The 13127-nt window shown below is 61.7% G+C and carries 10 protein-coding genes; 2 read left to right on the top strand and 8 right to left on the bottom strand.

Features of this window, described 5'->3' with window-relative positions:
- Nucleotides 1–22: 22 nt before the first annotated feature.
- A complete protein-coding gene (locus tag ACQ5BM_RS24330; RefSeq protein ID WP_429816933.1) occupies nt 23–3250 on the bottom strand; it encodes a c-type cytochrome in 3228 nt (1075 codons plus the stop codon).
- 44 nt (nt 3251–3294) lie between these two features.
- Nucleotides 3295–4554 (bottom strand): ferredoxin reductase family protein, encoded by a 1260-nt coding sequence (locus ACQ5BM_RS24325; protein ID WP_429816930.1) that lies wholly within the window; start codon nt 4552–4554, stop codon nt 3295–3297.
- 272 nt (nt 4555–4826) lie between these two features.
- Here ACQ5BM_RS24325 and ACQ5BM_RS24320 point away from each other — a divergent pair, with 272 nt between their 5' ends.
- Nucleotides 4827–5444 (top strand): GntR family transcriptional regulator, encoded by a 618-nt coding sequence (locus ACQ5BM_RS24320; protein ID WP_429816928.1) that lies wholly within the window; start codon nt 4827–4829, stop codon nt 5442–5444.
- 85 nt (nt 5445–5529) lie between these two features.
- Here ACQ5BM_RS24320 and ACQ5BM_RS24315 read toward each other — a convergent pair whose 3' ends face one another.
- The 6 genes from ACQ5BM_RS24315 to cysG form a co-directional block, all read right to left on the bottom strand.
- The gene (locus ACQ5BM_RS24315) at nt 5530–7050 is read right to left on the bottom strand and encodes an acetyl-CoA hydrolase/transferase family protein (protein ID WP_429816926.1); all 1521 of its coding nucleotides are present in this window, start codon (nt 7048–7050) and stop codon (nt 5530–5532) included.
- 257 nt (nt 7051–7307) lie between these two features.
- Nucleotides 7308–8120: a ferredoxin--NADP reductase gene (locus ACQ5BM_RS24310; protein WP_173516359.1), complete on the bottom strand. Its 813-nt coding sequence runs from the start codon at nt 8118–8120 to the stop codon at nt 7308–7310.
- Nucleotides 8121–8319: 199 nt separating this feature from the next.
- Complete coding sequence (locus ACQ5BM_RS24305; protein WP_429816924.1) at nt 8320–8820, bottom strand: DUF934 domain-containing protein; 501 nt, start codon at nt 8818–8820, stop codon at nt 8320–8322.
- A 16-nt stretch (nt 8821–8836) separates the two neighbouring features.
- A complete protein-coding gene (locus ACQ5BM_RS24300) occupies nt 8837–10507 on the bottom strand; it encodes a nitrite/sulfite reductase (protein WP_429816923.1) in 1671 nt (556 codons plus the stop codon).
- 14 nt (nt 10508–10521) lie between these two features.
- Entirely contained in the window at nt 10522–10836 is a 315-nt protein-coding gene (locus ACQ5BM_RS24295; protein ID WP_429816921.1) for a DUF2849 domain-containing protein, read from the bottom strand.
- A gap of 10 nt (nt 10837–10846) precedes the next feature.
- The gene (cysG, locus tag ACQ5BM_RS24290; protein WP_429816919.1) at nt 10847–12307 is read right to left on the bottom strand and encodes a siroheme synthase CysG; all 1461 of its coding nucleotides are present in this window, start codon (nt 12305–12307) and stop codon (nt 10847–10849) included.
- A gap of 231 nt (nt 12308–12538) precedes the next feature.
- On the opposite strand from cysG, the gene ACQ5BM_RS24285 reads away from it, so the two are divergent.
- Nucleotides 12539–13126: a deaminase gene (locus tag ACQ5BM_RS24285; RefSeq protein WP_429816917.1), complete on the top strand. Its 588-nt coding sequence runs from the start codon at nt 12539–12541 to the stop codon at nt 13124–13126.
- Nucleotide 13127 lies beyond the last annotated feature (1 nt).

Here is a 13127-nt window from a genome sequence, read left to right as displayed (position 1 = left end):
CACCGTTGCCATGGTTCGCCCGTCAATCCTTGATCTCGAACGTCACCATCTGAACGCTGCTGGCTCCGGCATCGCCCTGGGCCTGCTTAGCCAGATTGATCGCCAGCCCCCTCGTCGGCGGCAACCGCGACGTCGCCACGTAGTCGCGCGCCTTCTCCACGGTGAGCCTCTGATCGCCAAGCCCGCCGACACGGCAGAAAGCCAACATCGACTCGGATGGTGCCGGCGTGTCGAAGGTGAGTGTGCCTGTCCCAGGCTGCGGGATCAGGCGCCGTTCGCCCGGCTGCAGCGTCGTGTTGCCAATCATCACATCCGGGATGACCTCGACATTGCCGTTCTCCTCGACATAGAGGATCTGCAACTCGCAGGCCTGATTGGCACTGAGCTCGAAGGAAAGCTGATCGCCGACCTTCGCCGTCGTCGACTTCACGTTCAGTGCAAGCGCGAGCCTGTCGCCAGCTTCCGCTTTCTCCTTGCGATAATCGGGCACCGCGACCGCGATCGATTGTGGCTTCGCCTCCAACGACTGATCGGCACCGGCAACGACGATCGCCGCCGTGTCCAGGGGACGGCGCTGGAGCAATGGTTCCAGCAGCAAGGCATATTGCTGTTCGACCTCATGGCGCGGGATCGTTCCGCCGGCTTCCAGGGTCGTCACCCAGTCGAGCCCCAGGCGCAGGACATCGGTGTTCGTCACGCGCTTGATAGCGTCGGAGAATTGCTTCGGCGTCATGTCGAACTCTGCCGCCAAACCGTCAAAGTCGAGCTCGTCTTCGTATTTGTCCGCGAAGTAGGTGATGATCTCCGCATCGCCCGGCGCATGCCTGCTCTGCAGGCCGCCATCGGGCGTCGGCTCGGTGACGCCGAGCGCCTTGAGGGCGGCGACGAAGCGCTCGCGATCCTTGCGATAGGCCTCGTCCAGTTCCTCCTGCTTCACATACATGGCGAGCAGAACGTCCTGCTGATCCTGGCTGAAAAGCGTCGATGTCTCGATATGCTCCCGCAACTGATCGCGTTTCGACAGGATACCGTCGGCATGGCAATCGACACAGGAACGCGCATTGATGATCTCGACGCCCTTGCCGATCGGACGCTTGCGGAACGACACGATCGTCGTCGGGCCAACATCAAGCTGTTTGCCCGCCGCGGTCGACAAGTAGTACCCCTGCAATCCGTTCGGGAGCGAAAAGATCATCTCGCCGCCATCATGTTCGAACGGCACCAGACCCGCATCGAGCGGGGCGAGTTCCTTCGGCCCGTGCGGGAACCGCTTCAGCACCTGCTTGCCGACGTCACCGCCGAAATCGTAGGATTTCCAGTAATAGCCGCCAAAGGGCATGTCGTGCCGCTCCAGCATGCGGTTGTGGTCGGATACGCCGGAAGAGCCATCGGCGAAGCCCGCGCGCAGGACGTCGCGTCGGCGGATGTTGCCGGCGACGTCGATCTTGAAGCGCGCCTCGAGCTCGCCAATCTGGGTCGGCAGCCTCATCAGCCGATTGTAGATCTCCGGCCTGGCGCCATTGCTCATGAACCAGTCGATCCGCATGATCGGCAGTTGCGTGGCCGTCTCCCTGGAAAGCGCCGCCAGTGACGGGTCACTCTGCGGATCGATGCCATAGAAATAGCGTTTGATCAGGAAGTCATAGTCCGCAGCCTCCCATTGCAACTCGCGCAGATCGACGCGCACCAGTAGCCCGCTGGTGCCGTCGACCTCCGTCGGCAGGACCAGTTTCGATCCATAGGAGAGCGAATTCAGCAGTTTCTTGAAGCCGCCCGCGAGCACGTCCATGCGCTTCATGAAGGTCTGGCCGTCCTCGCAGCCCATCATGCCGTTATATTGGTCGCGATAGGAGAAATAGCGCATGAACGGACGATCGCGTTCGCTGACAGACCCTATGTCCTTCAGCGCCGCCTCGACGAACTGCCCGTAGGTCAACATCGGGCGCGCGCGCCCGGGCTTGGTCGCTGCGGTTTGCGGCAGGCTTTTCTCGCTCAGCGCGTTGATCCAGTCCTCCAGCACCTTGATCTCTTCGGCCGAGGGCCGTTTGCCGAGCGGCATGCGGCCGCTGACGACAGTCGAATAGAGACGCGACTTCGATGCGTCGCCCGGCGTCACGAAATTGGCATCGGCGGCGATCGAGGCGAGATCGCCGGCCGGGTAGCTCCCCTGCGAACTTTCGCCCGGTCCGTGACAGTTGCGGCAATACTTGCCGATGAAGGCATCCGCCTGCTGCGCCAGCGCCGCATTGTCGCCGCCGAGCGCTTCCGCTGCCGTGCTTTCCTTGCAGACGGCGGTCACAGACTGCGCCACCGGCGCCGGCGCCTTCACTTCACGGTCGGAAAGAAAGGCGTAGATCGCCCGCCGGTCGTCCTCCGTCAAAACTCTCAGGCCCTTGGCGATGCGCCGCATGACGGGATCGCTGACTGGCGCGCCTGAGAGTTTCTTGCCTTCGTCGATCAGGCCCCTGGTGAAGACCTCGGGCGAAGCAAGGCCCGCCATCTTCGCCTTGCTGATGTCAGGCGCAACCGCGCCCGTCAGATCCTTTTCACCCTGGTAGGCACGCTCCAGATCGAGGCCATAAGTGGTCGTGCGCGGCGTATGGCAGTCGCCGCAAGCGCCGACATTCTCGACGAGGTAACGACCGCGCTCGGCTTGCGTCTCTTCCCGTGGTTGATAGCCCGGCACGGTGAAGTGGCTGCGCTTCCAGAGCGTGATTGTCGTCTGGCGACTGAAGGGGAAGGCGATCTCGTGTTCCTTCGAGGCGGCATCCGACTGCGGCAGTGTTTCGATATAGGCCTTGATGTCGAGCGCATCCTCCGGCTTCATCCCGCCATAGGACGTGTAGGGCATGACCGGGTAGAGGTTGTTTCCTTCCCGATCGAGGCCGACCAGCACCGCGTTCAGAAACTGCGCGTTTGTCCACCCGCCGATACCGTTGGCGTGCGGAGAAATGTTCGGCGCATAGAAGGTGCCGATCGCGGTGTTCATCTCCATGCCGCCCGAAAGCAGTTCCGTATTGTCGCCGGATCCGTGACAGGCGCCGCAGCCCGCAGCGTTGAACATGTACTGGCCGTTTTCCACATTCGCCTTGTAGGTCGAAAACGCGTCATTGGCGAAGGCATCGCGTGCTTCTGTAAGGGCGGGACAAAGCGAGATGGCAAGCAGTACCGCCGCCGACAAGGCCAATGATCCCGTGCCGGGGCCGGCTCTTCGCGAGACGCTCTCCAGCCTTCTCCGCAGACCGCGCATGAAACCCTCTCCTCAATCAAAAAATCAATCGTAAAATCTGCTGCTTATCGAAACTGAAACCGTTCGAACTCGATTCGCCTCGGTTTCTTGCCGAGTTCCTTCAAGCCTTTGACGATTGCTTCTCTCAACGGCGGCGGACCGCAGAACCACAGGTCGGCCTCCGACGGATCGATCACGCTTCCGGTTGCCAGCTTGGCCGCGTCCAGGCGTCCATCCGCAGAGGAGTCGTGCAGGACGAAACTGAAGTTTCCGAGCGTGCGCGCCTGCGCCTCGAAGGTTTCCAGGCCGATCGCCTCGCGGCGGTCGCGGACGCAATAGACCATATGGATCTGCTGCCCTTCGTCGCCCTTCAGGTGCCGCGCCATCGCCAGGAACGGCGTAACGCCGATGCCGCCGGCAAGCCAGATCTGCTTCTTGCCTCCACGACGATGATTGAAGCGGCCGTAGCCGCCTTCGAGCTTCAGCCGATCACCAGCCGCGATATTGTCACGAAGCGCTTGCGTATAGTCCCCGAGCGGCTTGATCGCGAAGCGGACGATGCCGTCAGCCTCGATGCCGGCGATCGTAAACGGGTGCGGCTCCCGAAGGCCCGGCTTCATCACGCGCAGAAACCCGAATTGCCCCGGCTTCGCGCGGAGGCGACGCCCGAGTGGCCGCGCCGCGATCACGGTCGCGCCGTCCTCCCTGGCGACATCGAAAACTTCGTAGCCGCGCGTTCTGAGCCAAGGCAGAAGCTGGGTATAGGCGTAGCTCAGAATGCCGAGAGCGGCAAAAACGTTCAGATAGACCGCAAGCATCGCGGTGCCGTCATAGGGACGCTTGATGAACATCTGGTGGAAAGCGACGAGAACGAAGAGCAGACCGATCAGGCGGTGCGTGTATCGCCAGAGGTGGTACGGAATCTCTATCTTTGTCCTCGGGATGACCTTGACGATGCTGAGAACCAGCAGGACGACGAAACCATAGAAGGCATATTTCCCGGCCGAGGCGGCTAGGTGGTTCAGGCCGCTCGTCAGTGCAAGCCCCTTGAAATCGGGCTTTAGAAAATAATGGACGAGGATCAGGATCAGCACGGAGATGCCGATCCTGCGGTGGAAGTGATAAACGCGGTCGAGACCGCCGAACAAGGCTTCAACGAATGGCGGGCGCGCCGCCATGAATTGCGCGATCGCCATGCCGACGAAAGCGGCGGACGACGCCATCAGGGAGAATGTCGTCAATGCGTTGGTGTGGCTGACCGCGGGCACGGCCAGCAGCCCCGCAAACACCATCAGCGACCAGACCAGAAACGCGCCCACTTGCATCCTGCGCCCCTCAACGCCGACGTCAGACGGTTGTTGCCAAGGGAAAGACTGACAAGCCCCTTACCGTTCGTCAACATCATTCCCGCTGGAAACGGCTGATGAGCTTCCTTTATTCATGCCTTTGAAATTCGTGATTTTTGAGCGCTTGCTCATTTACCTTCCTCAAGGCTCGCATCAGCTTGAAAGACGATACTCGGATGCGACGATCGCCTTGCTTGCCTCCCTATGAGAAATTGTGCAAGTTCCTGATATATCAGAAGCAAAGGAACGGCATGTCACTGCAATCCCAAGCGCACCTCGCCTACCTCGCGCTCGAACAGCTCATCGTGACACTGAAGCTCGAGCCCGGCGCCCTGGTCACCGAAAAACGGTTGATCGAGCTCGCGGGGCTTGGCCGAACGCCGGTTCGCGAGGCGATCCAAAAGCTCGCCTGGCAGGGCCTGATGGACGTGCGCCCGCGCGTCGGCCTGCAGATCACCACGATCCGTCCCGACGACCAGGTCCATGTCATGCAGGCTCGGCAGAAGCTGGAGCCGCTTGCGGCAGCTCTGGTCGCGACGCACGCGAATGCTGATGACCGAAGCGCGATGAAAGCCTGCGGCGCGGAGATGGCCGCCTGCCTCGACGCAGGCGACATGGAGGGTTTCCTCGTGGCCGACAAGGTCTTTGACGAACTGATGGAGGAGGCCTGCCCCAACCGCTTCCTGACCGCGGCGCTGGCACCTTTGCAGACCCATGCGCGCCGCATCTGGTTTGCGTCCTCCTCTCCGGAAAAGATGGCTGGGTCGGTCCGCCGCCACGTCACCGTGATCGATGCGATCGAAAGAGGTGATGCTCCAACTGCATCCGCGGCCATGACGGAATTGATGAACTATCTGTCAGACGCCTGAGGACCGGTCGCACACGTGCGAAGAAATCACCACAACCATTTGCTTTGACAATAATTTCTTCGCACTCATGCCTTCAAGCGATGCATCACGCCGTTGGCATCATGCTTCCGGTCTTCAGACGGCGCACATGCCAATCGAAAGCCTCTTCAAGGATATGAGGCGTCTGGCCACCACGGGTCGCGACTGCACGCTCGAAGTAGTCGGAAAGCAATTCACGATAGGCCGGATGGCAACAGTTGTTGATGACGACGGGCGCGCGCTCGCGCGGCGCCAGGCCACGCAGATCGGCAAGCCCGTGCTCGGTCACCAGGATATCGACGTCATGCTCCGTGTGGTCGACATGGGATACCATCGGCACGACGGATGAAATGGCTCCGCCCTTGGCAACCGACTTGGCGACGAAGATCGACAGGAAGGCGTTGCGCGCGAAATCGCCCGAACCGCCGATGCCGTTCATCATGTCCGTACCGCCGACGTGAGTGGAGTTGACGTTTCCGTAGATATCGAATTCGAGCGCCGTGTTGATGCCGATGACACCCAGGCGCCGAATGATCTCCGGATGGTTGCTCACCTCCTGCGGCCTGAGGACCAGCTTGTCCTTGTAGGCGCCGATGTTGCGGAACACCCGGTCGGCCCAGGCGCTGCTCAGTGTCATCGACGATGCCGAGGCGAAACTGAGTTTCCCTGCCTCGAAAAGTTCGAAAGTGCTGTCCTGAAGCACCTCGCTATACATGCGCAGATCATGGAACGGGCTGTCGACGAGACCGCTCAGCACCGAATTGGCGATCACGCCGATGCCGGCCTGCAGCGGATTGAGCGTCATGTCGAGGCGTCCCTTGCCCACCTCTTCCTGCAGGAAGACGATCAGATGGCCGGCAATCGCCTTTGTTTCGGCATCCGGCGGCGAGATGCGCGCGGCGCTGTCCTGTTTCTCCGTCACGACGATCGCGATGATCTTTTCAGGATCGACCGGGATGTAGGGTGAACCCGCCCGGCTGTCGCAGGCAACGACAGGGATTGGCGTGCGGCTCGGGCGCTTCGCCGGAATGAAGATATCGTGCAGGCCCTCGAGTTGCGGGCTGTGGCTGAGGTTCAGCTCGACGATCACCTTCTTCGCCAGGATCGCGAAGCTCGCGGAATTGCCGACCGATGTCGATGGCACGATGCCGCCATCCTCGGTGATCGCCACCGCCTCCACCACCGCATAGTCGATCGGGCTGATCTGGCCGGAACGCAGCTGCTCGACGGTTTCCGAGAGATGCTGGTCGATGAACATCACCTCGCCGCGGTTGATCGCGGCCCTGAGCACCGGATCAGACTGGAACGGCAGGCGACGGGCAAGGACGCCGGCTTCCGTCAGCGTCTTGTCGATATCGTGGCCGAGCGACGCACCGGTCAACAGCGTGATGCGGAACTGTTCCGTGGCGGCTCGTTCGGCCATCGCGAGCGGCACCGCCTTGGCATCACCGGCCTTGGTAAAGCCGCTCATACCGATCGTCATGCCATCCTTAATGAGCGCGGCGGCAGCCTCCGGCGTGACGATGCGATCACGCAGCGGCTTGCAGCGAATCCTGCTCTCAAGGCTTGTTCGGGTATCTCGGCTCATCGGGCACTCCCTGCAGAGCCCGCGGGGCTCACATCAGGACAGCGCGGGCTTGGTTTTTGGTGCGCTTATTTTGCATGGCTGCACGCACACGGTATGAAGTTTTGCGGCGGCACGATAACCCTTGGCGAAGGCGGGCGGTACGCAGAATGGACAGAGCGGGGCTACCGCAAACGCATAGCTCCACTACGCATCGCCACAAACGACGAGGGGCGCACCCCAGGCGCGCCCCTCGAACGATAAGACTGCACAAAAAAGGATCAGCCGACGAAGGCCCGCTCGATCACGAATTCGGCCGGCTTGTTGTTGGCACCCTCGGTCAGCCCGGCTGCCTCGAGGATTTCCTTGGTGTCCTTCAGCATCGCCGTCGAGCCGCAGATCATGCCGCGGTCGACAGCCGGATCGAGCGGCGGCAGGCCGAGATCGGAGAAGAACTTGCCGTTGACCATCAGGTCGGTGACGCGGCCTTTGAACGGATAGTCCTCGCGGGTCACCGTCGCATAGTGGCGCAGCTTGTCGCCGACGATCTCGTTCAGGAACTCGTGGTTGCGGATTTCCTCGACGAGATCAAAGCCGTACTTCAGTTCGGCGACGTCGCGGCAGGTATGGGTGAGGATCACTTCCTCGAATTTCTCATAGGTTTCCGGATCGCGGATCAGACTTGCGAAAGGTGCAATGCCGGTGCCGGTCGAGAACATATAGAGCCTGCGGCCGGGAACCAGCGCATCAAGCACCAGCGTGCCGGTCGGCTTCTTGCGCATCAGCACCTTGTCACCCGGCTTGATCGCCTGCAGGTGCGAGGTCAGTGGGCCATCCGGCACCTTGATCGAGAAGAACTCCAGCTCTTCATCCCAGGCGGGGCTGGCGATCGAATAGGCGCGATAGATCGGCTTGTCGCCAACCATCAGGCCGATCATCGCGAATTCACCGGAGCGGAAGCGGAATTCCGCGGGACGGGTCATGCGGAAGCGGAAGAGCCGATCCGTATAATGCTCAACGCTCGTCACCGTCTCGACGTAAACGCCTGCCGGTGCCTGGATCGCGAAATCTTCCGTTTTTGCCGGAGCATTCATCTGGCTAAAGTCCTGTAATGATGACCCTGTTTATCAACAATGACCGGATATTCCAAGCCACGCGCGATGGGAAGGAATTCCCTTCCAAATATAGTCGCTTTCGGGGATTTCAGCGTGCTTCACACTGTCGCGGCCGATCCGACCCAATTCTTGCGCGAGGCCAGACGGAAAACCGCATCACATTATTCCTGGCATTGCGTCATGAAACACGCCGCCAGCTATAGGATTTTGCATCGGTCGAGGGCTTTGCCGTCGGTTGGTAGTGAACGGCGATCCCAGGCAGGCGTCCTTCCGAAAGGCGCTTGAGCGCTGTCGCATTGCTGACCGCGAAGCTGTCGACACCACAGCGCAGCATCAGCGGGATCTGGTCGATCAGCACGTCGCCGACCGCCCTCACCTCGCCGTCGAAGCCGAGACGCGAGCGCAGCAGCGACGCGTGGCTGAAGGCGCGACCGTCGTTGAAGGCCGGGAATGCCACCGCCACGAGAGCGACGCGATCGAGATGGGGCGCCAGCTTCGTCACATCATCTGCCGGTGCGATGACCACGCCGAGGCCGGTTTCGTCGCTCGTTTCCACCTTGGCGAGGAACGCGTCGAGGCCAATGATCGCCTTCTCGTTCGAGCCCGCCTTCGTTTCCTCCGTCTCGATGACCCAGGGATCATCGCCCACGAAGCCGGTTTCCTTCCAGATTTTCGTCATATCCGTTCCTTGCGCCTCAGGCAGCTTCCTGCGCACTGCCGTAGAGCGCGTCCTTGAAGGGTTGCGGGCCAACGCGGCGATAGGCTTCGAGGAAGGTCTCGTCCTTGTCGCGGCGCAGTCCCAAATAGGTGTCGACGATCGTCTCCACGGCGTCGGTCACCTTCTCCGGCTCGAAACCGCGGCCGATGATCTCGCCGATCGAGGTGTTCTCGTCGCCGGAGCCGCCGAGCGTGATCTGATAGAGTTCCGCACCCTTCTTTTCGACACCGAGCAGGCCGATATGGCCGACATGGTGATGACCGCAGGCGTTGATGCAGCCGGAGATCTTGATCTTCAGCTCGCCGATCTCGGCCTGGCGCTCGGGCGAACCGAAACGGTTCGAGATCTCCTGCGCCACCGGAATGGAGCGTGCATTGGCGAGTGCGCAATAGTCCAGCCCCGGACAGGCAATGATATCCGTGATCAGGCCGGCATTGGCGGTCGCAAGGCCGGCGGCAACGAGCGCACGGTAAACCGGCTCGAGATCGGCCAGCGCCACATGCGGCAATATGAGGTTCTGCTCGTGGCTGACACGGATTTCATCAAAGGCATATTCCTCGGCGATATCGGCAACGGCATCCATCTGCGCGTCGCTTGCGTCGCCCGGAATGCCGCCGATCGGCTTCAGCGAGATCGTCACCATGCCGTAATCCGGATGCTTGTGCGGTTGCACGTTCTGCTGCACCCAGCGGGCAAAGTCCGCATCGGTCTTCTTCCAGCGCGCGAGGCTCTCCCAGCCTTCGGCGCGGTTACCGAGCGCCGGCGGCGCGAAATAGGTGGAGATCGCCTGGATGTCCGTCTCAGGCAGCTTCAGCTCGGTGTCCTTGAGCGCGGCAAATTCGACCTCGACCTGGCGCACCAGCTCCTCGGCACCGGTCTCGTGCACGAGGATCTTGATGCGGGCCTTGTACTTGTTGTCACGACGACCGTGGAGGTTGTACACGCGCATGATCGCCGTCGTGTAGGACAGCAGGTCCTCTTCCGGCAGGAAGTCGCGGATCTTCTTGGCGATCATCGGAGTGCGGCCCTGGCCACCGCCGACATAGACGGCAAAGCCGATGCGGCCGTTCTCGTCCTTCTTGAGATGCAGGCCGATATCGTGGACCTGGATCGCGGCGCGGTCGCGCTCGGCGCCGGTGACAGCGATCTTGAACTTGCGCGGGAGGAACGAGAATTCCGGGTGAACGCTCGACCATTGTCTGAGGATTTCTGCATAAGGCCTTGGATCGGCGACCTCATCGGCCGCCGCACCGGCGAAGTGATCGGCCGTGACGTTGCGAATGCAGTTGCCCGAAGTCTGGAGGGCATGCATCTCGACCGTTGCCAGTTCCTGCAGGATATCCGGCGTATCGGAAAGACGCGGCCAGTTGTACTGGATGTTCTGCCGCGTGGTGAAGTGACCATAGCCGCGGTCATATTTGCGCGCGATGTGGGCGAGCATGCGCATCTGACGGCTCGACAACGTGCCGTAGGGAATGGCAACACGCAGCATGTAGGCATGCAACTGCAGATAGACACCGTTCATCAGGCGCAGCGGCTTGAAGGCATCTTCGGCAAGCTCGCCGCTCAAGCGGCGCCCGACCTGATCGCGAAACTGTTCGACGCGGGAGGAAACGAAAGCGTGGTCGAATTCATCGTAACGGTACATTGGGTATCGGTTCCTCAGGCAGCATGTTTCGGGCCGGCCAAACCGCTGTAGCCGGCAGCATAGGGGATGGACGGGCCTTCGGCGCGGATGCGTTCACGCATACGCAGCGGCCGAAGCGTGCCGTTGATCTCTTCCACGTCGACGACATTGACGTCGACGACCTTGTTGTCCTCGAACGCCTGCTTGCCCGTGGCTTCGAGCGCCGTCACGGCCTCGGCATGGCGGGCAACAAAGGCATCCTGAAGCGATTCGGCCCAGTTGCCGGCGGCATCCAGCCAGACGGAGATGCCGTCCGAAAGCCGATTTGCCGTCAAAACCTTGCTCACCATCGTCTCTTCCTCAGCTCAAAATCTGTTCGTTGCGCCCGGAGGCGACTTCGGCGGTTTTCTTGCCACCGCGTGATTTTCCGACGACAAGCGGTTCGGACCGCTCGAAGTTGGCGCCGGCAACGGCATCGCCAATGATGACCATGACCGGACCTGAAAGCTCACTCCGGTTTTCGAGGTCCGGCAGATCCTTCAGCGTGCCATGCAGCAAGCGGCGATCCGCGCGGCTGGCATTCTCGATGACGGCGACGGTCGTTTCGGCCGGAAGGCCCGCCTGCATCAGACGGCCAGCGACGGACGCGGCGACGGTCCGGCCCATATAGACCGCGATCGTGGCACCGGAAACGGCAAGCCGTGCCCAATCGGGCAGAACTTCACCGGTCAGATCGTGACCGGTGGTGAAGACCAGCGAAGAGGCGACGCCGCGCAGCGTCAGCGGCAATTCGAAATCAGCGGCGGCGGCAAAGGCCGACGTAATACCCGGGACGATCTCATAGCTGATACCGGCTTCGCGCAGTGCCGCCATTTCTTCGCCGGCACGGCCGTAGACCAGGGGATCACCGGACTTCAGGCGAACGACTCGCTTGCCTTCGGCCGCGAGTGTCACGAGCAACTGGTTGATCTCATCCTGGGACTTGGTGTGGCAGCCCTTGCGCTTGCCAACGGACAGGCGCTCGGCGTCGCGGCGGCCCATATCGACGATCGCCTGCGGCACGAGCGCGTCATAGACGATCGCGTCGGCTTCCATCATCACGCGCTGGGCGCGAAGCGTCAGCAGGTCTTCAGCACCCGGACCGGCACCAACGAGCCAGACATGGCCAGACGCCTGCTCGGGCGCATCGAACAGGCGCGACGCCTCGCGACGGGCAGCCGCCAGATCGCCGCCGGCGACCCTGTCGGCGACCGGCCCCTGGAAGAACCGGCGCCAGAAGAGCCGACGCGCCACGCCACGCGGCACCAGGCGGTCAACGGCCTCGCGATAGCTCGCGGCGAGCGACGCGACAACACCGAGCGAAGGCGAAAGGAGCTGATCGATCTGAGCGCGGATCATCTGGGCCAGCACCGGCCCTGCCCCTTCCGTGCCGATGGCGACTGCGACCGGGGCACGATTGACCAGCGCCGGCGTGAAGAAGTCGCAAAAATCGGGTTGGTCGACGGCGTTGGCCGGGATCTTGCGGTCACGCGCGGCGACAACGATGCGCCGGTCATCGGCGGCATTGCCGGTCGCGGCAAAAACAAGGATGGCGCCGTCGAGCTGCTCGGGAGCGAAGGCGAAGGCGACGTGTTCGATCGCGCGATCACGAAGATACTGCGCGAACTCCACCTCGGGCTCGTCTGCGTAGACGACGATCGAGGCTTCCGTGTTCAACAACAGCCGCACCTTGGCAAAGGCCTCGTCGCCATTGCCGAAAACCGCCACGCGCTTCTGCGCGACGCGAAAGAATGCGGGGAATACGGCGAGCTGCTGCGTCATGGTCTGGCAGAGGGTTCCTTCTACAGGCTGCGCCGAATATCCCGCATAGGGCACGACAATTGAAGGAACAGAAATTTCAATGCCTTTGCGGTCCCGTATTGTTTTGCTCGGTGGTGCACCATTTTGAGCAAATATCTCCGGTCCCGTTAAGCTGCCGGCCCCTCCGCAGCCATTGCGCCGCGGGGGCAACCTCCGTTAAATGCGGTCACTGACCTGAGAGAGATGCAAGACATGACCCAATCGGACCTCGCCGAACGGCTTTTGACCGTCATCGAGCAGGATATCCTGCCGCTCACCGAAAAGGGTGTGGCTGCAGGCAACAAGGTGTTTGGCGCCGCGATCCTGCGCAAGTCCGACCTGTCGCTGGTGCTGGCGGAAACCAATAACGAGACGGAAAATCCGCTCTGGCACGGTGAAGTCCACACGCTGAAGCGTTTCTACGAGATGGCGGAGAAGCCCGATACGCGCGACCTCATTTTCCTGTCGACGCACGAGCCCTGCTCCATGTGCCTTTCGGCGATCACCTGGGCCGGTTTCGACAACTTCTATTACTTCTTCAGCCATGAAGATTCGCGCGACCGTTTCGCGATCCCGCATGACCTCAAGATCTTGAAGGAAGTCTTCCGCCTGGAGCCGGGTGGCTACGCCAAGGACAATACCTTCTGGCATTCGGCCTCGATCGCGGCCCTTGCCAAGGACGCCGATGCTGAGACCCGTGCGCGGCTCGCCGCCCAGGATGCCCGCATCCGCGCCCGCTACCAGAGCCTTTCCGACAGCTACCAGTCGGGCAAGGATCAGAACGCCATTCCGCTGAACTGAG

The sequence above is a fragment of the Ensifer sp. B1-9 genome, from assembly GCF_050474445.1.
Lineage (GTDB): Bacteria > Pseudomonadota > Alphaproteobacteria > Rhizobiales > Rhizobiaceae > Ensifer.
This window is presented reverse-complemented; position numbering and strand designations above follow the sequence as displayed.

Coding starts and splice junctions, on each gene's coding strand:
- ACQ5BM_RS24330 (WP_429816933.1), bottom strand. CDS start 3,250: ATGCGCGGTCTGCGGAGAAGGCTGGAGAGCGTCTCGCGAAGAGCCGGC.
- ACQ5BM_RS24325 (WP_429816930.1), bottom strand. CDS start 4,554: ATGCAAGTGGGCGCGTTTCTGGTCTGGTCGCTGATGGTGTTTGCGGGG.
- ACQ5BM_RS24320 (WP_429816928.1), top strand. CDS start 4,827: ATGTCACTGCAATCCCAAGCGCACCTCGCCTACCTCGCGCTCGAACAG.
- ACQ5BM_RS24315 (WP_429816926.1), bottom strand. CDS start 7,050: ATGAGCCGAGATACCCGAACAAGCCTTGAGAGCAGGATTCGCTGCAAG.
- ACQ5BM_RS24310 (WP_173516359.1), bottom strand. CDS start 8,120: ATGAATGCTCCGGCAAAAACGGAAGATTTCGCGATCCAGGCACCGGCA.
- ACQ5BM_RS24305 (WP_429816924.1), bottom strand. CDS start 8,820: ATGACGAAAATCTGGAAGGAAACCGGCTTCGTGGGCGATGATCCCTGG.
- ACQ5BM_RS24300 (WP_429816923.1), bottom strand. CDS start 10,507: ATGTACCGTTACGATGAATTCGACCACGCTTTCGTTTCCTCCCGCGTC.
- ACQ5BM_RS24295 (WP_429816921.1), bottom strand. CDS start 10,836: ATGGTGAGCAAGGTTTTGACGGCAAATCGGCTTTCGGACGGCATCTCC.
- cysG (WP_429816919.1), bottom strand. CDS start 12,307: ATGACGCAGCAGCTCGCCGTATTCCCCGCATTCTTTCGCGTCGCGCAG.
- ACQ5BM_RS24285 (WP_429816917.1), top strand. CDS start 12,539: ATGACCCAATCGGACCTCGCCGAACGGCTTTTGACCGTCATCGAGCAG.